We start from the raw sequence: 25,181 nt of genomic DNA on the forward strand, positions 1-25,181 counted from the left end.
CCCTTACCGACCGGTCCCGCGCTGCGGCATGATGGCGGGCATGACGGAGACCCCGCATCCCCTGTACGCCACGCACGCCGACACCCTCACCCGGGCGCTGACCGCGATCGCGGAGCGCGGGTACTGGTCCGCCTACCCCGAGTCCCCCAGTCCCCGCGTGTACGGCGAGACCGCCGCGGCCGAGGGACGGGCTGCCTTCGAGGCGTACCTGGACGGCGACTTCCCCCTCGACCAGCCGGGCACCGGCGACCGGGTCGCCACCGAGGCGAGTCCGTTCGGGGTGCCGCTGGGCGTGCGCTACCCGCACGCCCGGGTCGACGAGCTGGTGACCGCCGCCTCCGCCGCCCTGCCCGCCTGGCGCGACGCCGGCCCGCAGGCCCGTGCGGGGGTCTGCCTGGAGATCCTGTCCCGGCTGCACGGACGCATCTTCGAACTGGCCAACGCGGTGCAGTACACCAGCGGGCAGGCCTTCGTGATGGCGTTCCAGGCCGGCGGGGCGCACGCCCTCGACCGGGCGCTGGAGGCGATCGCGTACGCGTACTCGGAGATGACCCGGCACCCGGCGACGGCGCACTGGGAGAAGCCCGCCGGCAAGGGCGACCCGCTGCGGATGACCAAGACGTTCCACGTGGTGCCCCGGGGCCTGGCGCTGGTGATCGGCTGCAACACCTTCCCGACCTGGAACTCGTACCCCGGTCTCTTCGCCTCGCTGGTCACCGGCAACCCGGTGCTGGTCAAGCCGCACCCGCGCGCGGTGCTGCCCCTGGCGATCACCGTCAAGGTGGCCCGGGAGGTGCTCGCCGAGGCCGGCTTCGACCCGAACCTGGTGCTGCTCGCCGCCGAGGCCCCGGGCGAGAAGCTCGCCTCCGACCTGGCCCTGCACCCGGCCGTGCGGATCGTCGACTTCACCGGCTCCACCGAGTACGGCGACTGGCTGGAGCAGCACGCCCGCCAGGCCTCGGTCTACACCGAGAAGGCCGGCCTGAACACGGTGGTGATCGACTCCACCGACGACTTCGCCGGCCTGTGCCGCAACCTCGGCTTCACGCTCACCCTGTACAGCGGCCAGATGTGCACCACCTCGCAGAACATCCTCGTCCCGGCCGACGGCATCGCCACCGACCAGGGGCACAAGAGCTTCGACGAGGTCGCCGCCGGGATCGCGGCAGCGGTGGGCAAGCTCACCGCCGACCCGGCCCGCGCCGTGGAGCTGACCGGGGCGATCGTCAACGACGGGGTGCTGGAACGGCTGGACGAGGCGGCCAAGCTCGGTGACGTCGTGCTGGAGTCGCGTCCCCTGGAGCACCCGGCGCACCCGGACGCGGTGGTCCGTACGCCGACCCTCGTCAAGCTCGGCGCGGACGCCACGGCGACCTACGGCCGGGAGTGGTTCGGCCCGATCTCGTTCGTCATCGCCACCGGATCGACCGCGCAGAGCCTGGAGATCCTCCGCAGCACGGTGGGGAAGAAGGGCGCCCTGACCGCCGCCGTCTACTCCACCGACGCGGCGGTGCTCGACGCGGCCGAGGCGGCGGCGATCGAGGTAGGGGTGCACCTGTCCTGCAACCTGACCGGCGGGGTCTTCGTCAACCAGTCGGCGGCGTACTCCGACTTCCACGCCAGCGGTGCCAACCCGGCCGCCAACGCCGCCCTCACCGACGGCGCCTACGTGGCGAACCGGTTCCGCGTGGTGCAGAGCCGCCGCCACACCGCCTGATCCGGTCCGGTCGGTCGTAGGGGCCCTTCCTGCCGCTCCTGGCGCAGGAAGGGCCCCGGCGACCGCCCAGCCGGACGGGGAGGGTTTCCCGGCACCCGCGTGGGCGGGTGTGAGAGCACTTCCGGCAGCGGCTCAGGCCGGGCGGCGCATCTGGAGTTCCCGCATCGACGGGACCGTAGGGTGCGGCACGCGTACCCCGGTGTCGGTGAAGCCCAGCCGCAGGTACGACCGGTAGGCGCGGTCGTTGCCCATCACCACCTCCAGCATCAGCTCCGGTCGTCCACACGCCCGCGACCAGCGACCGACGCCGTCGATCAGCTCGGCGAGCAGTCCGGTGCCGCGCCAGGCGGGAGTGACGTACACCCCGAACACCACGGTCAGGCCCGGTTCGTGCGGCGAGGCGACCCCGCCGGCGTGCCCCACCATGCGGTCACCGGGGTCGGCGACGAACTGCGCGGCGTGCGAGCCGGTCGAGGTGTACGCGATCCGGGCGGCGTACTCGGCGTGCGGACGGGCGGCGGCCTCCGCGAGGGTCTCCAGGAAGGCCAGTGGCGCGTCCGCGAGCATCTCCAGCCGCAGGGCCCGCATCCGGGCGGCGTCGGTCGGGCGGACCCGGCGGACGGTGGGTACGCCTGCCGTCGAACCGGCCGGATTCCGCGTCATGTCCGAATGCCTACCCCAATGATGGGCGCCGATGTGCACCCGGGTGGAGAGCAGTCTGTTATGCCCTGTTTTGTGGTCGTGCACTGTGGTGACGCTTCGTGTAGCGTGCGATTTCGGTCACCGAACATCGGCCGCTCCGGGCCGGTGAGGAAAGCGGTGGTCCCGATGCCGATCGGACCGGTGTCGGGGGTTGCGTGTCGCCCAGCGAAGTGAGGAAGTGCACCGTGGCGCAAGGCACCGTCAAGTGGTTCAACGCCGAAAAGGGCTACGGCTTCATCGCCGTCGACGGAGGGCAGGACGTCTTCGTCCACTTCTCCGCGATCGAGATGGACGGCTACAAGGCGCTGGACGACGGGCAGCGGGTCGAGTTCGAGATCGCTCAGGGGCAGAAGGGCCCGCAGGCCGAGCGGGTGCGCGTCATCGCCTGAGCCGACCGCGTGGTGGTGCCGCGACGGTGCGGTCGCCGCGATCGGGGTGGGCCGCGGTCGTTCCGGCGGACAGCCGCCGGTGGACCCACGGTCGACCCGTCCCCTCCCTCCCCTCCCTCCCCCCTCCGGCCCGCCCGGATCCGACCCGTCGGAGCCGGGCGCGCCCCGTCCACCGGTCCGTCCCGACGGCTCGGTCGAGCCGTCGGCCCGACGCAAGTAGCGGCAGGTCGGGGCGTCCCCCGTGCGGACACCCCGGCATGCTCCCCCGGGTCTGCCCACCTATCCCGGCTCTCCGGGCCCGGGGTCGTCCGCTCTCCGTGCCGCGCGTGCCTGCGTCTGCGTGCCGCCCCGCGCGGTACCTCCGCTCTGCGTGCCGCCCCGCGCGCCTGCGTCTCCCTGCCGCGCCGCCCCGCGCGGTGCCTCTGCCGGCTGGTGGCCGTACCACCCGGCACCGCCTGCCCCGCCGCGCCGGTTCCTGCACCGGACGTGTCCCGGAGAGGCCGGATCTTCCCGTTCATTCCATGATCAATTACCGCCTCGGTGTGGCCCGCGTCGGTCGGCGGGCACGTCGGGCGGGGGCATCGTGCTTGCACTCGGCAGGGGAGAGTGCTAAACAAGTCATTGGCACTCGCATGGCGTGAGTGCCAATGGTCGGGACGGTAGGGCCACGGTCGCACGGCATCGAGTCGCGCGGCACATGGCCGGTCGTCGCGGGCTATCCGGCCCGGCCGAGGAGACGTCGTCGTCGCCAGGTGGCGACGTCCCAAGGTGCGTACACCAGGCGGCCCATCCGGGACACACACTCGGGTGGCCCGTGAGTGTCCAGGAGGACAACGCCGTATGGCCAAGATGATCGCGTTCGACGAGGAGGCCCGTCGCGGCCTCGAGCGGGGCATGAACCAGCTCGCCGACGCCGTAAAGGTGACGCTCGGCCCCAAGGGCCGCAACGTCGTGCTCGAGAAGAAGTGGGGTGCCCCCACCATCACCAACGATGGTGTGAGCATCGCCAAGGAGATCGAGCTCGAGGACCCGTACGAGAAGATCGGCGCTGAGCTGGTCAAGGAGGTCGCCAAGAAGACCGACGACGTCGCCGGTGACGGCACGACGACGGCGACCGTCCTGGCCCAGGCCCTCGTCCGCGAGGGTCTGCGCAACGTGGCCGCCGGTGCCAACCCGATGGCCCTGAAGCGGGGCATCGAGGCTGCGGTCGCGAACGTCTCGGAGGAGCTGTCCAAGCTCGCCAAGGACGTGGAGACCAAGGAGCAGATCGCCTCCACCGCCTCCATCTCGGCCGGCGACACCAGCGTCGGCGAGATCATCGCCGAGGCGATGGACAAGGTCGGCAAGGAAGGCGTCATCACCGTCGAGGAGAGCAACACCTTCGGCCTGGAGCTCGAGCTCACCGAGGGTATGCGCTTCGACAAGGGCTACATCTCCGCCTACTTCATGACCGACCCGGAGCGTATGGAGGCCGTCTTCGACGACCCGTACATCCTGATCGTCAACAGCAAGATCTCCTCGGTGAAGGACCTGCTCCCGATCCTGGAGAAGGTCATGCAGGGCGGCAAGCCGCTGCTGATCATCGCCGAGGACATCGAGGGTGAGGCGCTCGCCACCCTGGTCGTCAACAAGGTCCGGGGCACCTTCAAGTCGGTCGCCGTCAAGGCGCCGGGCTTCGGTGACCGCCGCAAGGCCATGCTGGGCGACATCGCCATCCTCACCGGTGGCCAGGTCATCAGCGAGGAGGTCGGCCTCAAGCTGGACGCCGTCGGCGTCGAGATGCTGGGCCGCGCCCGCAAGGTCGTCGTGACCAAGGACGAGACCACCATCGTCGACGGTGCCGGCGACGCCGAGCAGATCCAGGGCCGGGTCAACCAGATCCGGGCCGAGATCGACAAGAGCGACTCCGACTACGACCGCGAGAAGCTGCAGGAGCGGCTGGCCAAGCTGGCCGGTGGCGTTGCGGTGATCAAGGTCGGCGCGGCCACCGAGGTCGAGCTGAAGGAGCGCAAGCACCGCATCGAGGACGCCGTCCGCAACGCGAAGGCCGCCGTCGAGGAGGGCATCGTCCCGGGTGGTGGCGTCGCGCTGGTGCAGGCCGGCAAGACCGCCTTCGACAAGCTGGACCTCGTCGGTGACGAGGCGACCGGCGCGCAGATCGTCAAGATCGCGCTGGACGCCCCGCTGCGGCAGATCGCCGTCAACGCCGGCCTCGAGGGTGGCGTCGTCGTCGAGCGGGTCCGCAACCTCGACGCGGGTCACGGCCTCAACGCCGCGACCGGCGAGTACGTCGACCTGCTGGCCGCGGGCATCATCGACCCGGCCAAGGTGACCCGGTCGGCGCTGCAGAACGCCGCCTCGATCGCGGCGCTCTTCCTCACCACCGAGGCCGTCGTGGCGGACAAGCCGGAGAAGACCCCGGCCGCCCCGGCTGGCCCGGGTGGCGGGGACATGGACTTCTGAGTCCGGTTCCGACACACGCCGAAGGGGCGGGCCGCGTCAGCGGTCCGCCCCTTCGGGCGTCTCCATCCGGGATTCGGCCCGATCAGGTCGGCAGGGGGCGTCGCCGGCCCGGACGATGCTCCGGCGGATCGGTGCCGACGGGCGAGTCCACCATCTCCAGCGGTTCGTTGGCTGTCGGCTCGGTGCCGGTCGACATCTCCACCAGTTGTTCGGCGTCGCCGTAGTCCAGCCAGTCGATCGGCAACTGGCCGGGCAGGTCGCCGACGGGTGCCCAGGCGAGGGGCGCGGTGTCGTCGACGGGTTCGTCGTCCATCCTCATGACTGCCTCCTCCTGCCGAAACGGTAGGAGATCCACGGCGGGGGCCGGGGTGGAACGGGACTATTCAGGTTCCTGCCCGGTCTGGGTACCCGTGGGGCTGATGTCCTTCCGGTGGAGCAGGAAGACCCGCTCGATCCGGGCCCCGGCGCTGCCCGCGTAGAACGGCACCGGGCCCACCCAGCCGATCTGGGCACGTACGATCCCGGCGTCCCGCTGGCTCCGCAGGCACCGCCGCAGCAGTACCCCACCGATCCCCGAACCGGCCGCCGCCGGAGCGGTGCCCATCGGTCCGAACCAGCTCGGGCGGGACGACCCCCAGGCGGCGAAACCGACCACCGCCCCGTCGCGCCACGCCACCTCACACCCCGCTCCGGTACGCCCCACCGAGCCGACCAGTTCGCCGTCCCAGGTGCCGCCGAAGGTGTCGCGGGCGAACGCGGTCAGCGCCGGCAGGTCACCCGGCTCCGCCCGGCGTACCGTCACGCCCGCTGCTGCCAGCCGCCGCTCCGCCTCCGCCGTGGAACGCAACGCCGGCGACCCGTCGTACGACAGGTCGGCGGTCATGTTCCAGGCGGTCCGGTCCTGGTGGTAGCCGAGCGCCAGCGCGGCACAGACCGCCGGGGTGTAGCGCACGTCGATGCCGGGCCAGGCGTAGTACGGCGGGTTCCCGGCGAGCAGCACCTCCCGTGCGCCGCGCCCGGCGAGCCACCGTTCGGCGTGCGCCAGCAGCGTCCGCCCCACGCCGCGTCGCCGCTCCTGCGGCGCGACCACCACCAGGTCCACGCACCCGTACGCGGCACCGGGCGGATCCGGCCGCTCGGGAAGGGAGCAGACCAGCACGCCGACCGGCGTCGTCCCCCGTACGGCCAGCAGCCCGACCACCGGCCGGTCCACCCGGGCCCGCCGGTACACGGTGTCGACGATGGCGTCGGCCTCGGCGGCGTCCTCGGTCAGGTCCAGCCCCCGGCGGCAGAGGTCGACCACCTCGGGCAGCCGCTCGGTGGTCAGCTCGGTCACGCTGATCCGCTCGTCGTCCATGGTCGCCGACCCTAGGCCACACCCGGCTTGGTCGCCGGGGTAGAGGTGGTCGCCGAGGGCCCGAGCGGTGACCGGGGAACCCCTGCTCACCCCCGGGCGGCGCGGACCGCGGCGTAGGCGTCGACCAGGCCGGCCCCGGCGACGTCGGCGGTGCCGCCGCACGACGGCGGAGTCTCCCCGCCCGGTGGCGGCGACGTCTCGACCGGGGTGGCGGTCTCCCGCAGGATGCTCCGGGTGCGGTCCAGGTCGCCGACGAGCGTCGGCTCGGCCGACCACATCAGCGCCACCACGCCGGCCACCTGCGGCGTCGCCATCGAGGTGCCGTCCAGCACGGAGTAACCGCCCCCGGGCATCGCCGAGCGCACGGCCGCGCCGGGCGCGACCAGGTCCGGTTTGGTGACCCCGGGCACCGGCCCCCGGCTGGAGAAGTCGGTCACCCGGCGGGCCCGGTCCACCGCGCCGACGGTGAACACGTCCGGGTACGGGGCCGGCGGGTCGTCGATCGAGGCGCAGTGCGGGCCGGTGTTGCCCGCCGCCGCCACCACGAACACCCCGGCCGCGTCGAAGGCGGCGGTGGCCGGGCGCAGCACCCGGGGATCGCAGCCCTCGATCGTCGGGCAGCCCCACGAGTTCGTCAGCACGTGCGGGGCCCGCTCGGGCCGACCGTCGGTGAACGGGTCACCGCCGGGCGGGAAGGGGGCCAGCATGAACTGGAGGCAGTCCAGGTAGCGTGCCGGGTTGCCGAGGTTGCGGTCGAGGTTCACGCAGCCGGTCCAGGTCGCGCCGGGCGCCACCCCGATGCCGTCCCGGCCCACCGCGCTGCCCATCGTGTGGGTGCCGTGCCCGCCCCTGTCGCGCGGGGAGCGACTGCCCTCCCACGGGTCGTACCAGGAGTCGTCGCCGCCCCGGAAGCCGGCCGCCAGCGTCGGGTGGCCGGCGTCCACGCCGGAGTCGGAACTGCCGACGGTGATGCCGGAACCGTTCACGTCCAGCTCCGACCAGACCCGGTCCGCTCCGATCATGCGGATGTTCCACTCGGGGCCGGCGGGCGGGGGCGCGTCGCCCCGGGTGGTGCCGGCCGGCGCGGGCAGCGGTCGCAACCGTTGGCTGACCAGCACCCGGTCCACCTCGGGGCGACCCGACAACCAGGCCCGTACCGCCGGGCCGCCGTCCACCTCGATCGCGTTGACCAGGTAGTACGGGGTGTGCGGCAGCCGCAGCCGGCCCAGCTCCCGGCGCAGGCCGGCCTGGGTGCGGTCGGCGGTGTCGACCAGCCGGCGGTAGACCTCGCGGACCCGGGCGTCCCGTCCGGCCGCCCCCGGCGTGGTCGGGACGTCGCGCAGGTCGGCCTGCTGCCGCAACACCACCAGCAGGCGTTCGCCGTGCAGTCCCGGCTGGCCGGGGCCGGCGTACACCAGGGCGCCCGCGACCAGCAGGACGGCCACGGCCGCCGTGGCGAACCGTCGCCCCGGCACGCGTCGCGGCAGCAGTACGCCGTACCCGACGGAGAGCCCGAGCGCGACGACCAGTCCGGCCCCGGCGGTGACCAGCACCCAGAACGGCACGTCCCGGGTGGTGCTCAGCAGCAGGCTGACCTCCTCCGGATCGGTGAAGGCCAGGGGCCCGAACACGCCCAGCCCGACCAGCCAGCGCACCGGAGCGCGGCCGGTCGGCCGTCCGCCCGGATCGGTCGGGACCTGGAGAGCCGCGAGCACGAAACCGGCCGGCGGGAGGGTCAGCAGCGCGGCGAGCTGCGCACCGGAGTGCCCGGTGCCGGCGGCGAGCAGCAGCAGCGTCACCCCGGCCACCAGGCCGCCGACCAGCACCAGCAGCGCCGGGCGGGTGGGTCGGCCGGCACCGAATCGGGCCCAGAACCCGACGTCGAGCAGGGCTCCGGCGAGGAGACCGACCGCTGCGGCGGCCAGTGCGGCGAGCACCGTCTCCAGCAGCCCGCCGAGCGCGCCCCACCAGAGCCAGGGCAGGAGCAGGACCAGTCCGGCGGCGACCGCGAGCGGGGTGACCCCGGCGGTGGCGCCCCGCTCGCCGGCATCGCGTGCCGGTCGCGTGCCCCCGACCGGGCCTGCCGTCGTCGGGCCGCCGTGCGTCGGACGGTCGGTGGGGGAGCGGGGGTCGGTGGGGGGCAGGCGGGTGACGACCACGGCGGCCAGGGCGGCGACCAGGGCGAGCGCGGCGAGGTACGCCTCGTGGTGCACCGCCGGGATCATCCGGAGCAGCCCGAGCAGCCCGGCCGCCACGGCCCCGGCCAGCCAGGCCCGCCCGCTGGCGCGGACCGCACCGGAGCGCGGCAGCAGGGCCAGCAGCAGCGCGGGCACCCCGACCGCGACGACGGTGACCAGGGAGACCACCGGCCAGAGCCAGACCGGCCGGTGGAGTCCGCTGGCGAGCAGCGCCTGCTCGGCGGTCCAGCCGACGAGCTGGGGGAACAGCACCACCGCGACCGTCCAGCAACCGGCAAGGACGGCTCCGACCACCGCCAGTGGGCCGGACGGGGCCACCGCCGGCGGGGGTACGGGAGGACCGGACGGGTACACGGGCTGCATGCCCGTACGGTACGCAGGCAGGCTCGGGGTGTGCCGCCGACCGCCGGTCCCGTTACCGTGAACAGGTGCGTGACCCCAACATCTCCCGTACGGTCGCCGGTCAGCTCTCGCCGATCAGGCGGGCCGCCGACCTGCGCCGGCTCCGGGCCGAGCGATTCGACGTCCTGGTCATCGGGGGCGGGGTGACCGGTGCGGGCACCGCCCTGGACGCCGCGTCCCGGGGCCTCAAGGTGGCCCTGGTCGAGGCGCGGGACTTCGCCGCCGGCACCTCCAGCCGCTCCAGCAAGCTGATCCACGGTGGTCTGCGCTACCTGGAGCAGCTGGAGTTCGGCCTGGTGCACGAGGCGCTCACCGAGCGGGGGCTGCTCGCCACCCGGCTCGCGCCGCACCTGGTCCGTCCGGTGCCGATCCTGGTGCCGCTGCCCGACGACGGCGGGGTGCGCGCCCTGCCGGCCCGTGCCTGGCGGCGGGCCTACTACGGCACCGGCGTGGCCGCGTACGACGCCTTCGCCGGCATCTTCGGCGGCGGCCGGGGGATGCCGCTGCACCGGCACCTGACCCGGGAGGGCGCCCGGCGGGCCTTCCCCAGCCTCCGCCCGGACAAGCTGGCCGGCGCGATCCGCTACTTCGACGGGCAGGTGGACGACGCCCGTCTGGTGGTCACCCTGGCCCGCACCGCGGCGAGCCTCGGCGCGACCATGGTGACCAGCGCCCGCGCGGTCGGCCTGATCCGGCAGGCCCGGGAGGTGACCGGGGTGCGGGTCCGCGACCTGGAGGCACCCCCCGGCTCACCGGACGCGGAGTTCGAGGTGCACGCCCGGACGGTGATCGCGGCCACCGGGGTGTGGAGCGACGACATGTCCCGGATGCTGAACGACGTGGGACTCCGTCCCGGGGTGCGGGTCCGCGCCTCCAAGGGGGTGCACCTGGTGGTGCCCCGGTCGGCGATCACCGGCGAGACCGGGCTGATCCTGCGGACGGCGACCTCGGTGCTCTTCGTCATCCCGTGGGGCGGGCACTGGATCATCGGCACCACCGACACCGACTGGCGGCTGGACCGGTCCCACCCGGCCGCCTCCGCGCGGGACATCGACTACCTGCTGGAACAGGTCAACCTGGTGCTGGACAAGCCGTTGACCACCGCCGACATCGAGGGCGTCTACGCCGGGCTGCGCCCGCTGCTCTCCGGCGAGGCGGACTCCACCTCGAAGCTCTCCCGGGAGCACGCGGTGGTCGAGCCGATGCTGGGGCTGCTCCTGGTGGCCGGCGGGAAGTACACGACGTACCGGGTGATGGCCGGGGACGTGGTCGACCGGGCGGCCCGCCGGCTCGGCAACGTCCGTCCGTCCCGCACCGCCGACCTGCCGCTGCTCGGCGCGGACGGGTACGCGGCGATGTGGCGGGACCGGGCCGACCTGGCCCGCCGGCACGAGGTGCCGGTCGGTGTGGTGGAGCACCTGCTGGAGCGGTACGGCAGCCTCACCCTGGACCTGCTCGCCCTGATCGCGGCGGACCCCCTGCTCGCCGCCCCGCTCGCCGGTGCCCCCGAGTACCTGGCCGCCGAGGTCACCTACGCGGCGCGGGCGGAGGGCGCGCTGCACCTGGAGGACGTGCTCACCCGGCGTACCCGGATCTCCTTCGAGACGAGCCACCGGGGACTCGAGTCGGCGGAGCACACGGCCGAGCTGATGGGCGCGGTGCTGGGCTGGGACGCCGACGTGCGGGCCCGCGAGGTCGCCCACTACCGGGCCCGGGTGGAGGCGGAACGGCAGTCGCAGCGGATGCCGGACGACGCCACCGCCGACGCGGCCCGGCTCGGCGCGCCCGACGTCCGGGGATTCGCCGCCGACCGGGGTACGGACAGCGACCTGAGCGGGCTGCCCGCCCCGTACTGATCCCGCCGGGGGCCCCGGGCCCCGGCGGTCAGAGCACCTTGCCCGGGTTGAACAGGCCGTCCGGGTCCAGCGCCGCCTTGATCGCGTGGTGCACCCGGACGCCGACCGGGCCGATCTCGCGGGCCAGCCACTCCCGCTTGAGCAGGCCCACCCCGTGCTCGCCGGTGCAGGTGCCGCCCAGCTCCAGGCCGAGCCGCATGATCTCGTCGAAGGCCCGGCGGCCCCGTTCCAGGCTGGCCGGGTCGGCCCGGTCGACCACGATGTTGGGGTGCATGTTGCCGTCCCCGGCGTGCCCCACCACCCCGATCGGCACGTCGCACTCGGCGGCGATCCGGGCCACCCCGTCGAGCAGTGCGGCGAGCGCGCCGCGCGGCACCGCCACGTCGTCGATCACCAGCCCGCCGTTGCCCTGCGGGTACGTCCGGGCGGCGAACGCCTCCATCGCCGGGTGCGCCAACCGGCGGGCCTGGAGCAGCGCCGCCGCCTCCACGGCGTCCGTGGCGACGTACACCTCGGACGCGCCGGCCGCCGCGCAGACCTTCTCCAGCCGGGCCAGGTCCTCGGCGGCCCGGGGCCCGGTGTCGGACGCCGCGAGCAGCAGCGCCTCGGCGTCGGTGCGCAGCCCCATCGGCTGATACGCCTCGATCGCCTCGAGGTGGGTCCGGTCCAGCAGTTCCAGCAGGCTGGGGCTCAACCCCTGCGCGGCGATCCCGGCCACCGCCGTGCCCGCGTCGGTGGTGGAGTCGAAGACCGCGACCAGGGTCAGCGACTCCTCCGGGGCGGGGCGCAGCGCCAGGGTCACCTCGGTGACGATCCCGAGGGTCCCCTCCGAGCCGACGAAGAGCCGGGTCAGGTCGTAACCGGCGACGCCCTTGGCGGTCCGCCGCCCGGTGCGCAGCACCTCGCCGGAGGCGAGCACCACCTCCAGGCCGAGCACGTACTCCGTGGTCACGCCGTACTTGACGCAGCACATGCCGCCGGCGTTGGTGGCCACGTTGCCGCCGATGGTCGACGACTCCCACGAGCCCGGGTCGGGCGGGTAGTAGAGCCCCTCCCGGCGCACCGCGCCGGCCAGGATCGCGTTGACCACGCCGGGCTGCACCACGGCGATCCGGCTGACCGGATCGATCTCCAGGATCGCGTCCATCGCCGAGGTGCTCAGCACCACCGCGCCGTCCACCGCGTTCGCCGCACCGGCCAGCCCGGTCCGCGCGCCCTGCGGCACCACCGGTACGCCGTGCCGGGCCGCCGCGCGGACCACCGCGACCACCCCGGCGGTGTCGCGGGGGCGGACCACGACCAGCGGCATGCCGGCCGCGCAGAGGTCGGCCTCGTCCCGCTGGTGCATGCGCAGCAGGTCCGGGTCGGTCAGCACGGCGGTCGCACCGAGCGCGGCGCGCAGTTCGTCGAGGAGGGGGGTGGCGGACATGCAGGAGAGGGTAGCCGCGCCCCGCCCAGGTGACCACAGAGCGGCAGTTCCGGTTCGCCGGGCGCAGCTCCCGTCGCCGGTGGCAGTCCCGCTCGCCGTCGCCGGTGGCGGGGCGCGGGAACCGGTCCCCCCGCCGGGGCGTGCGACGGCTATCCGAGGGACCGCAGCACGGCCAGCTCCCGGGTCAGGTTCGCCCGCGCCGGGGCCTCCCACCGGGCGGCCGGTGCGGGGAGCCGGAACAGCGTCGGCAGGGCGAGCAGCCCGGCCAGCACCCCGGCCCGACCGGCCCGGAACGCCGGCTCGGGCACGTGCGCGTACTCCCGGCGGACGCGGGCGGCGTAGTCGTCGTACCGCTGCGGGTCGGCTCCGAGGACGGCCAGGTCGGCATCGCAGAGCAGGGCCCCGTCGCGGTCGTCGTCGGCGACCGCGTGGCCGGCGGTGAGCAGCACCAGCCGGCGGACCTCGGCCACCGCCCCGGCGGGGGTCCCCAGCGTGGTGAGCAGGGTGCCGGCCAGCGCCGCGCTGTCGCGCTCGTTGGCGTCCCCGGTGGCACGCGGATCGTAGACCGCGTCGTGGCACCAGGCGGCGAGTCGCACCAGGTCGGGCCGGTCCGCGTGCCCGGCGTACGCGTCGATGACGTCCAGCACGGCGGTCAGGTGCGCGACGGTGTGGTAGTGCCGGTGCGGTTCCCGCCACCGGGCGAGCAACCCCTCCCCGGCCCGGGTCAGCGCGTCCGTGTCCGGGGCACCCGCCGCGCGGGCCGCTGCCCGCCACCGTCGCACCAGCGTCTCCACGGACGCAGTCTGCCCTACGTCGTCCCCCGGTGCCGGCCGCTGGCGTCGGCGGCGGGCGACACCGCGAACGCGGCCACCCGTCGGTGGCGGGATGGGCAGGATTCACCCGTCCCGGCGCGGGTAGTCCGGCCCATGGCTGTTGCCCGTAACCGTCGCCGAGCGCTGTGGCACCGCTCGGAGCGGCTGCGGAACGGGCTGATCGACGTCGACAGCGCCCGGATCGCCGGGGCGGTGGCCGAACTGCGGAACCGGGGCCGGGCCACCCTGCGGGACCGGTTCCACCGGCTGCGCAGCGTGGCGATGCTCGCGGTGCAGGCGGGGCTGGCGGCGGCGCTCGCCTGGCTGGCCGCGCACGAACTGCTCGGTAATCCCGAACCGGTCTTCGCGCCGATCTCGGCGGTCGGCACCCTGGCCGCCTCGGTCGGCCAGCGGCTGCGCCGGACAGTCGAGTTGATCGTCGGAGTGGCGATCGGGGTGTTCATCGGGGACGTGCTCATCTACTTCCTGGGCACCGGGCCCTGGCAGCTCGCCCTCGTGGTGATCCTCGCCATCCTCATCTCGACCTTCCTCGGCGGCAGTGCCGCGGTGGTCATCCAGGCGGCGGCGACGGCGGTGCTGATCGCCACGCTCAGCCCGTCCACCGAGAACCTGGAGATTCCCCGGTTCGTGGACGCCTTCGTCGGCGGCGGTATCGCGCTGCTGGTGACGGCGGTGCTGCTGCCGCTCAACCCGCTCCGCGTGATCAACCGGGCCGCCCGTCCGGCCCTGGATCTGCTCGCCGAGCAGCTCGACCGGGTGGCCGAGGGAATCCGCGACCGGAACCGGGACCTGTGCCAGCGGGCGCTGGACCGGCTCCGGTCGAACCACGAGGAGCTGGCCGCGTTCACCGAGGCGATCGAGGGGGCGAAGGAGACCATCACCATCTCCCCGGCCCGCTGGCACCGGCGCGGCGAGCTGGCCCACTACGCCGACGCCGCCGCGCCGATCGACCGGGCGATGCGCAACAGCGGCACGCTGATCCGCCGGGCGGTGACCATGATCGAGGACGAGGAACCGCTGCCCGACCCGCTGCCCGACGCGATCGGGCACCTCGCCGAGTCGGTGCGCCTGCTGCGGCACGAGTTCGCGACCGGGGCGGAGCCCCAGGACAGCCGGGAGTGTTCCCTGCGCGCGGTCAGCGAGGCCGGTCGGGCGTACACGCAGGGGGTCGGTTTCTCCGGCAGCGTGGTGGTGGCGCAGGTGCGAACCACCGCCAGTGACCTGTTGGTCGCCTCCGGCCTGGAACAGGAGGAGGCCAACCGGCTCATCCGGGCCTCCTTCGGTGAGCAGGAGAGCCCCGCCCCACCCGCCGAGCAGCACCCCCCGCCCCGGCGTACCCCGCCCCCGCCGCTGCCCTGACCACCCGCGCGGGTGCCGTGCCCGGCGGTGTGTGCCCGGTCGCGCCTCGTCCGTATCGAATGCGCCCGGCCGGTTCGGTGGCGGGTGGCTACGCTGACCGCATGGCCGACACCCCGTCCGGCGGAGCCACCCCGACCGCTCCGTCGCCGCCGAGCCCCGCCCTCTCCCCGTTGAGCGGGCCGCCCGGCGCGCCGCCGCCGTACCGTCGTCGGAGCTGGTGGCGGTACGTGGTGCTGGCCGGCACGGTCCTGTTCATCGCCGCCTGCGCGGTGTTCATGCTGTTCACGCTCGGCGAGAGCCTCGGGGCGGAGGCGCTGCTGATCGGTCTGGTCGCCGCGATCCTGCCGGTTCCGGTCCTGGTGACCTGTTTTCTCTGGCTCGACCGGTACGAGCCGGAGCCCCTGAAGTACCTGGTCTTCTGCTTCGCCTGGGGGGCGTTCGTCTCCACTGCGGCGTCGCTGACCGTCAACGGTTTCTTCGCCGACCGGTTCGCCGACTGGGGGCTGCCGGACGCGCTCACCGCCGTGTTCAGCGCCCCGTTCATCGAGGAGCTGACCAAGGCGCTCGGCCCGCTCCTGCTGCTGCTCTTCCGGCGGCGGGAGTGGTCCGGCATCACCGACGGGCTGGTCTACTGCGGCCTCTCCGCGGTCGGTTTCGCCATGGTGGAGAACATCCTCTACCTGGGCGGGCACAGCTACCGCAGCGGCGTGGAGGAGTACGGTCCGGCCACCGGTGCCCAGATGGTCCTGCTGACCTTCATCGTCCGAATCCTGATCTTCGGCTTCGCCCACCCGTTGTTCACCTCGATGGCCGGGGTGGGGTTGGGCATCGCCGCGCGGACCGCCGACCGACGGGTGCGGGTGCTCGCCCCGATCGCCGGGTTGCTGGTCGCGATGATGCTGCACGGGGCCTGGAACTTCCTGCCGTCGCTCGCCCTGGCCATCGGGCAGCCACTGGTCGCCCTCTACGGCTACATCGGCGTGATGGTGCCGATCTTCTTCGGCATGGTCGGCCTGGCGGTCTGGCTGCGGGCCTGGGAGGGGCGACTGACCGAGCGGATCCTGCCCGACTACGTCCGCGCCGGCTGGCTGACCCCGCCGGAGGTGGCCGCGCTGGGCAGCCTCGGCCGCCGGCACGCCGCCCGCAGCTGGGCGCGACGGGTCGGGGGTGACCGCGCGGTGAAGGCGATGCGGGGCTACCAGTTCTCCGCCACCCGGCTGGCCCTGCTCCGCGACGGCATGCGACGGGGCCTGGACGCCCGTCCGGCCGACCGGCAGCGGACCCTGGCCGAGGAGCGGCACCTGCTGGACGCGATCAGCGCGTACCGGTCGTTCTTCGTGGGACGCGACCCGTACGCCCCGGTCGGGATCTGGGACGGGCAGCGCTACCACCTGCGTTTCCCGGACGGCCTGGAGCGTCCGGTCGACCCGCCGGACGAGCCCGTGGTGCCGATCCCGGTGGTGCTCGCACCGCCGCCCCCGGCGCACGTCCCCGGTCCGCTCGGCTGGTACGGCCCGCCCCCGCCCGCCGGATGGCCACCCCACCGCTGACCCCGGAGCCGCCGGGGTGGTCGATCGACCACCCCGGCGGGACCGAGGCGACACCGGGACGGGCCCGGATCAGGTCAGCAGACTGCTCAGGAAGTCGCCCAGCCCGGCGGCGATGGCCAGCAGGCCGACCCCGATGGCCTTGAACATCTCCGCCGCCCCCTGCGGCCGGAACGCCATGAAGTAGATCAGGAAGGCGACGCTTCCCCAGATCAGCAGCTTCTTCAGGAAAACCGGCATCGTCCCTCCCCAGGGCGTGGACGTGCCTGGCTTCCCGCCGTTCCCGGGTGCAAACGGCACCGGCCGGGCAGCCGGCTCGCCGGGGAGCGCGTCGAGCGGACGGCCGGGGCGCCCGGGGAGGGCTTCGAGCTAGAGGTACAGGCCGGTGAAGTCGGTTTCGACGCGTTCGGCGGCGACAGCGTGCACGTCCCGCTCGCGGAGCAGGACGTAGCCTCGGCCGTGCAGTTCGACCTCGGACCGGTCGTCGGGGTCGAAGAGCACCCGGTCGCCGGAGACGATGGCCCGGACGTTGGGGCCGACTCCCACCGCGGTCGCCCAGGCCAGACGTTTGCCCACGGCCGCGGTCGCCGGGATCACGATGCCGGCGGTGGAGCGGCGCTCACCCTCGCTCCCCTCCACCCGCACCAGCACGCGGTCGTGCAGGAGACGGATCGGCAGCCCGGAGTCGAGATTCTGGTCAGCGGTCACGGAGGGAACGCTACCGTGTCGGGACGTGTCGGCCCGCCGGTGGTTACCGGGTGCGGCCGGTGGGCAAGGTGTGGCTGGACCGGCCTACGGTGACGGGGCGTCGGTTCGTGCGCGCGATTACGGTAAGTCGACAACGGGTCAACAGGAGGTGCGCGTGAGCCGCTTGGAACGGGTACGCGGACGACTCCGCCGGGGCTACGAGTCGGCGCGGGACGCCGTACGGGCCGGTCGGGAAGGGCAGCGGGCCCGCGCGGCGCTGCCGGCCGGGTCCGGCGGCCCGGAGCAGGGGGTCGCCTCGCCGGCCGACCCGGGGCCGGTCGCCCCGCCGTCGGCGACGGTGGTCGGCGCGGAGGCCCCGGTCGCCCCGCATCCCTCCACCGTCAGTCAGGACGACGCGGACGTCCCGCACGCGCTGCGGATCGCCGCCGCCTGGTCGTGGCGGCTGCTCGTGGTCGGACTGGTGGGCTGGGCGCTGCTGCGGATCGTCGGTCAGATCCGCATCGTGATCATCCCGTTGGCCGTCGCGCTGCTGCTCTCGGCGCTGCTCGCCCCGGCCGTGGGCTGGCTGCTACGGGCCCGTTTCCCCCGGTCGTTGGCCACGGCGGTGGTGCTGGTGGGCGGGGTGGTCGCCGTGGTCGGCACCCTGACCCTGGTGGTCAACGAGTTCATCCAGGGCGTACCGGAACTGAGCAAGAAGTCCTCCCAGGGGGTCCGGCAGATCCAGGACTGGCTGAAGACCGGTCCGCTGCACATGAGCGACAGCCAGCTCGACCGCTACATCAACGAGGGCCAGCAGTGGGTCAACGACAACACCAACCGGCTGACCAGCGGCGCGCTCTCCACCGCCGCCACCGTCGCCGAGGTGTTGACCGGCGCCCTGCTGGTGACCTTCGCGACGTTCTTCTTCCTGCGGGACGGCCGGATCATCTGGCGGTTCCTGGTCCGGCTGCTGCCGGTCGGCGCCCGTTGGAAGGTCGACGACGCCGGCCAGGCGTCCTGGGCGACCCTGGTCGCCTACGTCCGCGCCACCGTGCTGGTGGCCTTCATCGACGCGGTCGGCATCGGCATCTTCCTGGTCATCTTCGACATCCCGTTCGCCTTCCCGCTGGCGGCCCTGGTCTTCCTCGGCGCGTTCATCCCGATCGTGGGCGCGACCCTCTCCGGCACGGTCGCGGTGCTGGTGGCCCTGGTCGACAGTGGAGTGGTCACCGCCCTGATCATCCTCGGCGTGGTGATCGGCGTGCAGCAGATCGAGGGGCACGTCCTCCAGCCGCTGATCATGGGCCGGGCGGTGGCCATCCACCCGCTCGCCGTGATCATCGGTATCGCCGCCGGGGTGGTGCTGGCCGGTATCACCGGTGCGCTGGTCTCGGTCCCGCTGATCGCGGTGCTGAACACCGCCGTGCGCCGGCTCGCCGCCCGGACGGTACCGGACACCCCACCGGACGCGGTGGTGGTCGCCGCCAAGGCCCCGTAGACCCACCCCCGCCCGGCCCGGCCGCGTGGGCCGTTTCGGCGAAGCTGTGCTGTCGGCGACCGCCGGACACCCGCCCCTCGGCGAAACGGCGCGGCGCGGCCCGGAACGGGGTGGGGCCGGGCGGGCCGGGGGATCGGGTCAGGAGCCGCCGAGCCGTTCGAGGGCACCCCGGGCGACCTCCGGGCGGGTGGTGTACCAGAACGGCGGCAGCGACCGGCGCAGGAACGGCCCGTACCCACGGGCGGTTTCCAGCCGCGAGTCCAGTACGGCGACCACGCCCCGGTCACCGGTGGAGCGGATCAGCCGCCCGACCCCCTGGGCCAGCCGGATGGCGGCGATCGGCACGCTGACCGCCGCGAAGCCGGAACCGCCGCCGGCGTCCACCGCCGCCGCGCGGGCCGCCGCGAGGGGTTCGTCCGGACGCGGGAACGGCAGCCGGTCGATCACCACGAGCTGGCAGGAGTCACCCGGCACGTCCACCCCCTGCCAGAGCGACATCACCCCGAACAGGCAGCTCGACCTCTCCTCCTTGAACCGGCGGACCAGCAGCGGCAGGGACTCCTCGCCCTGGAGCAGGACCGGCAGGTCGGTGCGGGCCCGGAGCAGCTCCGCGGCCTGCTGCGCGGCCCGCCGCGACGAGAAGAGCCCGAGGGTACGCCCACCGAGCGCGCCGACCAGCGCGAGCAGTTCCTCGCCGGCCGCCTCGGGCAGCCCGGAGACGCTGGGCCGGGGCAGGTGCGCCGCCACGTAGAGGATGCCCTGCCGGGCGTAGTCGAAGGGGGAACCCACGTCGAGCGACCGCCAGCCCGGCCCCTCGGTCGCCGGCGCGGCGGCACCGGCCGGTGGGGTGTCCGCCCGCGTCGACGCCGACCGGGCGGGCGCCGCGGTGGCGGCGGCCAGGACACTGGCCGCCGGCGAGGGCGGGGTGGCCGCCGGGGCCTCCAGCCCAAGCGCTCGGGCCACCGTGTCGAACCGGCCGCCCAGGGTCAGGGTGGCCGAGGTGGCGACCACGGTGCGCTCCTCGTACAGGTGGGTGGCGAGGGTACCGGCGACGGAGAGCGGCGCGACCACCAGGGCCCGCCGGTTGCCGTTGTCCGGCTTCTCCACCCAGGCCACGTCGTGGTCGGCCTCCTCCAGCAGCCGCTGCGCGGTGGTGGAGAGTTCGTCCAGCACCGCCTTGGCCTGCTGCTTGCGTACCGGGTCCGGGTCGTCGGCCTTGACGTCGCCGATCGTGTCGAGGGCGGACCGGGTCGCCGCGTCCAGCAGGGTGCACGCCTCCCGCAGCGGGCCCGGCAGCCCGCTGGTGATCCGCCCGGCGGGCGCCTCGGTCAGCGCCGCCGCCAGCGCGTCACCGGCCTCGCCGAGCGCCTCGGCGGCCTCCGGTTTGAGCAGCGGCCGGGCCCGTCGGGCGGCCCGGTCGATCAGCTCGGGCACCAGCTCGGCCTGGGCCGCCGAGGAGACCCGGTCGGCCAGCTCGTGGGCCTCGTCGACGATCAGCAGCTTGTGCGGCGGCACGATGTGCCGACCGGCCAGCATGTCCACCGCGAGCAGGCTGTGGTTGGTGACCACGATGTCCGCCTCCCGGGCCCGCGCCCGGGAGGCCTCGGCGAAGCACTCCGCGCCGAACGAGCAGCGGGACGCGCCGACGCACTCCCGGGCCGGCATGGACGCCAGTCGCCACGCCTGGTCGTCCACGCCCGGGTCGAGTTCGTCGCGGTCGCCGCTGTCGGTCTCCATCGCCCAGTCCCGCAGCCGCTGGATCTGCTTGCCGAGCCGGCCCGCCTCGCCGAGCCACCGGGTGCCCCCGCCGGAGCCGGCCGCCGGGGCGTCGAAGAGGGTGTCCGCCGGCTCGTCCTCACTGGAGCTGTCCAGTCGGGCCAGGCAGAGGTAGTGGTGACGTCCCTTGAGGACGGCGAAGGTCGGCTGGCGGCCGAGCAGCGGCTCGACCGCCTTGGCGAGCCGGGGCAGGTCGTGCTCGACGAGCTGGGCCTGGAGGGCCAGGGTGGCGGTGGAGACCACCACCGGCCCGTCCACGGTCAGCGCCGGGGCGAGGTAGCCGAGGGACTTGCCGGTGCCGGTGCCGGCCTGCACCAGCAGGTGTTCCCGGCTGGCGACGCACTCCTCGATCGCGGTGACCATCTGCTGCTGCCCGGGGCGGGCCGACCCGCCGGGCACCGCGCCCACCGCCGCCTCGAGCAGCTCCGCGCCGCTCGGCCGGGCCCCCCGGCGCCGGGGGCGGGAACTGGCGGAACTGGTGGCGGCGCGCGGCGGAGTCACCGTGCGACCGTACCCGTACCCGACGACACCGTTCGCGTCGATGACCTCGTGCCGGAGGTCACCGTCCGGAATCAATCGGTGTCAGGCGGTTCCCGCCGCAGCGCGCCCGTTGGGCGATCCGAGATAGGCTGCGGGGCATGCCGAGCGACGTGGTGCGTGTCATCTACCGGAAGTACGACGGCAGCGACCACCGCGACTACCCGGCCCGACGACTCGCCGAGGACGACCTGGGCGTCTGGCTCGGCGTCACCGCCGGGACGGAGTCGATCTACCACGGTCGGCCGTCCGTGGAGCAGATCCCCTTCGTCCTGCTGGTGCCGCACCACGCCTGGTGGACGGGGATGTTCAACCCGCCGCCGCGCACCAGCGAGGTCTACTGCGACATCGCCAGCCCGGCCCGCTGGGAGGACACCGACACCGTCCACCTGGTCGACCTCGACCTGGACGTGGTCCGACGGCGGGCCACCGGCCTGGTCGAGCTGCGCGACGAGGACGAGTTCGCCGAGCACCGGGTCCGGTTCGGCTACCCGGACGACCTGGTGGTGGAGGCGGAGGCCGCCGCGCGCTGGCTGATGGGGGCGTTGGGCGACGGTACCGAGCCGTTCGCCTCGTCGTACCGCAAGTGGCTGGCCCTGGTGGCCTGAGCCGTCACCACGGCGGGGCAGCCCGGTCAGGTCGCCCTACAGCGGGGGCAGCCCGGTCAGCTTCTCCGGGTTGAGCTGGTTGAACACCCCGGTGATCCGGCCGTCGTGCACGGCGAACGAGAGCACCACCCGGATCGTCCGGCCGTCCCGGTAGGGAGCCTCGCCGTACAGGCCGACGGTGCCGTCGACCAGCACCCGCCGGAACCGGGCCCGGCCCGCGTACCGGCCGTCGGGGCCGAACACGCCGAGCACGAAGCGGGCCACCGCGTCCGCGCCGAGGACCGGCCGCCGGGCCGACGGGAAGTGCCCACCGCCGTCGCCGACCAGCACCACGTCGGGGGCGAGCACCCGCAGCAGCGCCGCCAGGTCACCGGACTCGCTGGCGGCGAGGAACGCCTCGACCAGCCGGCGCTGTTCGGCCCGGTCCGCCCGGTGCCGGGGTACGCCGTCGGCGTCGACCGCGCGCCGGGCCCGGGAGGCGAGCTGCCGGGCGGCGGCCGGGGTGGTGCCGAGCACCTCCGCGACCGCGTCGAACGGGACGGCGAAGACGTCGTGCAGCACCAGCGCCACCCGTTGTTCCGGGGAGAGCCGTTCCAGGACCACGAGCAGTGCGGTGCCGACCTGGTCGGCGCGACTGACCCGCTCGGCCGGGTCGGGGGCGAACCCGTCGGCGAGCGGGGTCACCACCGGCTCGGGCAGCCACTGCCCCGGGTAGCTCTCCCGCCGTAGCCGGGCGGAGCGGAGCACGTCCAGGCAGATCCGGGCGCAGACCGTGGTCAGCCAGGCGGGCAGCTCGTGGACCTGGGCGCGGGCCGCCGGGTCGGCGAGCGCGGCGGCGCACCGCAGCCAGGTCTCCTGGACGGCGTCCTCGGCCTCGGCGCGGCTGCCGAGCATCCGGTGCGCCAGCGCCGTCAGGTGGGCCCGCTCCGCCTCGAACTCGGTCGCCAGGTCCACGCCGCCTCCTCGTCCCCGTCCGCCCCAACCCTGCCGTACCGGCGGGAAGCGGTTCGTGCCGGGTCGGCGCTCGACGGGCGGACGGCGGCGGTCTGGGTGATGATCGCAGGATGAGCGCACCCGAAGTGTCCGACATCGTCCCTCCGGTCGGCGGCGGCATCCGGCAGTTGCTACGGGTGGCGCCCGGTGGTGCCTCCCCGGTCGACCTCGCCGCGATCGACCCGCGCGCCACACCCGGCCTGCCCGATTCCCCGGTGACCGGCCCGGACCGCAAGTCGTGGTCCCGGACGCAGGTGCGGCTGATCGGCGCGGACCTGGCCCGGCAGCAGGAGATGCTCTTCGCCTCGGTCAAGGTCGACCCGTCCGACGAGCGCCGGGTGCTGCTGGTGCTCCAGGCGATGGACTGCGGTGGCAAGGACGGCACGGTGAAGCGGGTGGCCGGCGCGATGAACCCGCTCGGGCTGCGGGTCACCTCCTTCGGGCCGCCGACCGACGAGGAGTTGCAGCACCGCTTCCTGTGGCGGATCCGCCGGGCCCTGCCGCCCGCCGGACACGTCGGGATCTTCAACCGGTCCCACTACGAGGACGTGTTGATCGGCCGGGTCGAGACGTTGGCCCCGGAGGAGATCCTGCGGCAGCGCTACGAGGAGATCAACGTCTTCGAGCAGGAGTTGGCCGCCGAGGGGGTGACCCTGGTCAAGGTGATGCTGCACATCTCGAAGGACGAGCAGCGCGAGCGGCTGCTGGAGCGGCTGACCGACCCGACCAAGCACTGGAAGTACGACCCCTCCGACGTCGACGCCCGCGCCCGCTGGGACGACTACCAGGCCGCGTACGCCGAGGCGCTGTCGCGGTGTGCGACCGAGGCGGCCCCCTGGTACGTCGTCCCGGCGGACCGGAAGTGGTACCGCGACTGGGCGGTGGCGCACCTGCTGCGTGAGACGTTCGCCACGCTCGATCTGGGGTATCCGCCGCCGACCGTGGATCTCGCGCGGGAACGGGGGCGACTGCTGTCCGGATGGGCGGGTCAAGGTGAACGGCGGGTGAACGATGCGTGAATGACGTCCGACCGGGGGTGGGCCGACATTTTCCGGTCCCTGAACCTTCCCTAGCATGCGCTGGGCACTGCCTCTCCCCGGGCGGCCGTCACCCTTCCAACGACACGACGAGGTCCGTGCTGTGAAGTTTTCCTTCCGCCCCTCCGAGGGTGCCTTCTACGAGCTGTTCACCAGGGCGGCGCAGAACCTGGTGAAGGGTACGGAGCTGCTGAACGAGCTGGCCCTGCCGGGCGTCGACGTCCAGTCGGTCAGCGAGCGCCTGACCGAGGTGGAGCACGACAGCGACCAGATCACCCACGAGCTGTACAAGAAGATCAACTCGACCTTCATCACCCCCTTCGACCGGGAGGACATCTACCGCCTCGGGTCGCTGCTGGACGACGTGATGGACCACCTGGAGGCGGTCGGCAACCTGCTCTACCTGTACGGCCTCACCAAGCTGCCGTCGCTGCCGCGCGAGATGCACGAGCTGGTCAACGTCCTGGACGCGCAGGCGAAGCTGACCGCCGACGCGATGCCGCGACTGAAGTCGATGAAGGACCTCGAGGACTACTGGATCGAGTGCAACCGGCTGGAGAACGAGGGTGACCAGGCGTACCGGATGCTGCTGGTCCGGCTCTTCTCCGGCGAGTACGACGCGTTGACCGTGCTGAAGATGAAGGAGGTCGCCGACGAGCTGGAGGCCGCCTGCGACGCCTTCGAGCACGTGGCCAACACCGTCGAGACCATCGCGGTCAAGGAGTCCTGAGCCCGTGGATCTGAGTCCCGAACTCGTCGCCGTGCTGGCGGTGATCGGGGTGGCCCTGGTGTTCGACTACACCAACGGCTTCCACGACGCCGCCAACGCGATCGCGACCAGCATCTCCACCCGGGCGCTGACACCCCGGGTCGCCCTGGCCATGGCCGCGGTCGGCAACTTCATCGGCGCGCACTTCGGCGCCGAGGTGGCCAAGACGGTCGGCAGCGGCCTGGTCAAGCTCCCCACCGGTACGGCCAGCCTCGGCATCGTCTTCGCCGGGGTGATCGGCGCGATCACCTGGAACCTGATCACCTGGTACTTCGGCCTGCCGTCGTCCTCCTCGCACGCGCTCATCGGTGGCCTGGTCGGCTCGACCATCGCGGCCTCGGGCACGGTGCTCTGGAGCGGCATCGGCGAGAACGTCATCATCCCGATGGTGCTCTCGCCGATGGTCGGCTTCGTCCTCGGCTACATCGTCATGATCGCGGTGCAGTGGATCTTCCGGAAGGGGCACCCGGGCAAGCTCAACCGGGGCTTCCGCTGGGCGCAGACCGCCTCCGCCGCCGCCATGTCGGTCGGTCACGGCATGCAGGACGCCGCCAAGACCATCGGCATCGTGGTGCTCGCCCTCTACGTCGGCGGCTACCAGGACGACCCCGGCTTCATCCCCGAATGGGCGTTCTGGACCTCGGCGGCGGTGCTCGCGGCCGGTACGTACGCCGGTGGCTGGCGGATCATCCGCACCCTCGGCCGGAAGATCATCGACCTGAAGCCGCCGGAGGGCTTCGCCGCCGAGACGGTCGCCAGCGGCGTGCTCTACTTCAACGCCCTGGTGCTCGGCGCCCCGATCTCCACCACCCACACGATCACCTCGGCGATCATGGGTGTCGGCGCGACCAAGCGGCTCTCCGCCGTCCGCTGGGGCGTGGCCGGCAACATCATCGGCGCCTGGATCCTCACCTTCCCGGCCGCCGGCAGCATCGGCGCGCTCATGTACTTCCTGGCCCGCCCGCTGTTCACCTGAACCGCCCGCCCGGCCACCTCCGGGCTCGGTCCGCGTCGTCGCCGGGGC

21 protein-coding genes are annotated in these 25,181 nt (G+C 73.7%); 11 read left to right on the forward strand and 10 right to left on the reverse strand.

Annotation, left to right across the window (positions count from 1 at the left end; genetic code table 11):
* Window positions 1-40: 40 nt before the first annotated feature.
* Entirely contained in the window at window positions 41-1,717 is a 1,677-nt protein-coding gene (paaN, locus tag AB0F58_RS07450; RefSeq protein ID WP_357139367.1) for a phenylacetic acid degradation protein PaaN, read from the forward strand.
* Between the two features lie 132 nt (window positions 1,718-1,849).
* Here paaN and AB0F58_RS07455 read toward each other — a convergent pair whose 3' ends face one another.
* Window positions 1,850-2,380, reverse strand: a complete 531-nt coding sequence (locus AB0F58_RS07455; protein WP_357139370.1) for a GNAT family N-acetyltransferase — start codon at window positions 2,378-2,380, stop codon at window positions 1,850-1,852.
* Window positions 2,381-2,604: 224 nt separating this feature from the next.
* Here AB0F58_RS07455 and AB0F58_RS07460 point away from each other — a divergent pair, with 224 nt between their 5' ends.
* On the forward strand, window positions 2,605-2,808 hold the full coding sequence (locus AB0F58_RS07460) for a cold-shock protein (RefSeq protein WP_013288855.1): 204 nt from the start codon (window positions 2,605-2,607) through the stop codon (window positions 2,806-2,808).
* A gap of 840 nt (window positions 2,809-3,648) precedes the next feature.
* Window positions 3,649-5,271 (forward strand): chaperonin GroEL, encoded by a 1,623-nt coding sequence (groL, locus tag AB0F58_RS07465; RefSeq protein WP_357139373.1) that lies wholly within the window; start codon window positions 3,649-3,651, stop codon window positions 5,269-5,271.
* An 82-nt stretch (window positions 5,272-5,353) separates the two neighbouring features.
* Here groL and AB0F58_RS07470 read toward each other — a convergent pair whose 3' ends face one another.
* The 3 genes from AB0F58_RS07470 to AB0F58_RS07480 all read right to left on the reverse strand — a co-directional run bounded on the left by AB0F58_RS07470 (window position 5,354) and on the right by AB0F58_RS07480 (window position 9,189).
* On the reverse strand, window positions 5,354-5,590 hold the full coding sequence (locus AB0F58_RS07470) for a hypothetical protein (RefSeq protein ID WP_357139375.1): 237 nt from the start codon (window positions 5,588-5,590) through the stop codon (window positions 5,354-5,356).
* Between the two features lie 60 nt (window positions 5,591-5,650).
* Entirely contained in the window at window positions 5,651-6,628 is a 978-nt protein-coding gene (locus AB0F58_RS07475; RefSeq protein ID WP_357139377.1) for a GNAT family N-acetyltransferase, read from the reverse strand.
* A gap of 86 nt (window positions 6,629-6,714) precedes the next feature.
* Complete coding sequence (locus AB0F58_RS07480) at window positions 6,715-9,189, reverse strand: S8 family serine peptidase (protein WP_357139379.1); 2,475 nt, start codon at window positions 9,187-9,189, stop codon at window positions 6,715-6,717.
* An 80-nt stretch (window positions 9,190-9,269) separates the two neighbouring features.
* On the opposite strand from AB0F58_RS07480, the gene AB0F58_RS07485 reads away from it, so the two are divergent.
* Complete coding sequence (locus tag AB0F58_RS07485) at window positions 9,270-11,084, forward strand: glycerol-3-phosphate dehydrogenase/oxidase (RefSeq protein ID WP_357140392.1); 1,815 nt, start codon at window positions 9,270-9,272, stop codon at window positions 11,082-11,084.
* Window positions 11,085-11,112: 28 nt separating this feature from the next.
* Here the strand turns inward: AB0F58_RS07485 and AB0F58_RS07490 are convergent, their stop codons facing one another.
* Together AB0F58_RS07490 and AB0F58_RS07495 are read right to left on the reverse strand one after the other, a co-directional pair.
* Complete coding sequence (locus AB0F58_RS07490) at window positions 11,113-12,513, reverse strand: FAD-linked oxidase C-terminal domain-containing protein (protein ID WP_357139382.1); 1,401 nt, start codon at window positions 12,511-12,513, stop codon at window positions 11,113-11,115.
* Between the two features lie 149 nt (window positions 12,514-12,662).
* Entirely contained in the window at window positions 12,663-13,307 is a 645-nt protein-coding gene (locus tag AB0F58_RS07495; protein ID WP_357139385.1) for a metal-dependent phosphohydrolase, read from the reverse strand.
* 198 nt (window positions 13,308-13,505) lie between these two features.
* Between AB0F58_RS07495 and AB0F58_RS07500 the strand changes: the two genes are divergently transcribed.
* Window positions 13,506-14,705, forward strand: a complete 1,200-nt coding sequence (locus tag AB0F58_RS07500; protein ID WP_357140395.1) for an FUSC family protein — start codon at window positions 13,506-13,508, stop codon at window positions 14,703-14,705.
* Between the two features lie 59 nt (window positions 14,706-14,764).
* Window positions 14,765-16,255: a PrsW family intramembrane metalloprotease gene (locus tag AB0F58_RS07505; protein ID WP_357139388.1), complete on the forward strand. Its 1,491-nt coding sequence runs from the start codon at window positions 14,765-14,767 to the stop codon at window positions 16,253-16,255.
* Between the two features lie 69 nt (window positions 16,256-16,324).
* Here AB0F58_RS07505 and AB0F58_RS07510 read toward each other — a convergent pair whose 3' ends face one another.
* Entirely contained in the window at window positions 16,325-16,492 is a 168-nt protein-coding gene (locus AB0F58_RS07510) for a hypothetical protein (RefSeq protein WP_357139391.1), read from the reverse strand.
* A gap of 129 nt (window positions 16,493-16,621) precedes the next feature.
* The gene (locus AB0F58_RS07515; RefSeq protein WP_357139393.1) at window positions 16,622-16,960 is read right to left on the reverse strand and encodes a co-chaperone GroES; all 339 of its coding nucleotides are present in this window, start codon (window positions 16,958-16,960) and stop codon (window positions 16,622-16,624) included.
* Window positions 16,961-17,108: 148 nt separating this feature from the next.
* On the opposite strand from AB0F58_RS07515, the gene AB0F58_RS07520 reads away from it, so the two are divergent.
* Window positions 17,109-18,437 carry an AI-2E family transporter gene (locus AB0F58_RS07520; protein ID WP_357139396.1) on the forward strand — a complete coding sequence of 443 codons (1,329 nt, stop codon included), beginning with the start codon at window positions 17,109-17,111 and terminating at the stop codon, window positions 18,435-18,437.
* A 138-nt stretch (window positions 18,438-18,575) separates the two neighbouring features.
* Here AB0F58_RS07520 and AB0F58_RS07525 read toward each other — a convergent pair whose 3' ends face one another.
* Complete coding sequence (locus AB0F58_RS07525; protein WP_357139400.1) at window positions 18,576-20,714, reverse strand: ATP-dependent DNA helicase; 2,139 nt, start codon at window positions 20,712-20,714, stop codon at window positions 18,576-18,578.
* Between the two features lie 137 nt (window positions 20,715-20,851).
* Here AB0F58_RS07525 and AB0F58_RS07530 point away from each other — a divergent pair, with 137 nt between their 5' ends.
* On the forward strand, window positions 20,852-21,358 hold the full coding sequence (locus AB0F58_RS07530) for a DUF402 domain-containing protein (protein ID WP_357139404.1): 507 nt from the start codon (window positions 20,852-20,854) through the stop codon (window positions 21,356-21,358).
* A 36-nt stretch (window positions 21,359-21,394) separates the two neighbouring features.
* On the opposite strand, the gene sigJ is transcribed toward AB0F58_RS07530, so the two are convergent.
* Window positions 21,395-22,312, reverse strand: a complete 918-nt coding sequence (gene sigJ / locus AB0F58_RS07535) for an RNA polymerase sigma factor SigJ (RefSeq protein WP_357139406.1) — start codon at window positions 22,310-22,312, stop codon at window positions 21,395-21,397.
* 110 nt (window positions 22,313-22,422) lie between these two features.
* Between sigJ and AB0F58_RS07540 the strand changes: the two genes are divergently transcribed.
* From AB0F58_RS07540 to AB0F58_RS07550, 3 genes are all read left to right on the forward strand, one after another.
* Window positions 22,423-23,370, forward strand: a complete 948-nt coding sequence (locus AB0F58_RS07540; protein ID WP_357139409.1) for a PPK2 family polyphosphate kinase — start codon at window positions 22,423-22,425, stop codon at window positions 23,368-23,370.
* A 121-nt stretch (window positions 23,371-23,491) separates the two neighbouring features.
* On the forward strand, window positions 23,492-24,118 hold the full coding sequence (locus AB0F58_RS07545; protein ID WP_357139411.1) for a DUF47 family protein: 627 nt from the start codon (window positions 23,492-23,494) through the stop codon (window positions 24,116-24,118).
* Window positions 24,119-24,128: 10 nt separating this feature from the next.
* A complete protein-coding gene (locus tag AB0F58_RS07550) occupies window positions 24,129-25,133 on the forward strand; it encodes an inorganic phosphate transporter (RefSeq protein ID WP_357140398.1) in 1,005 nt (334 codons plus the stop codon).
* The last annotated feature ends 48 nt before the right edge of the window (window positions 25,134-25,181 follow it).

This window comes from Micromonospora sp. NPDC023956 (genome assembly GCF_040639195.1).
GTDB lineage: Bacteria > Actinomycetota > Actinomycetes > Mycobacteriales > Micromonosporaceae > Micromonospora.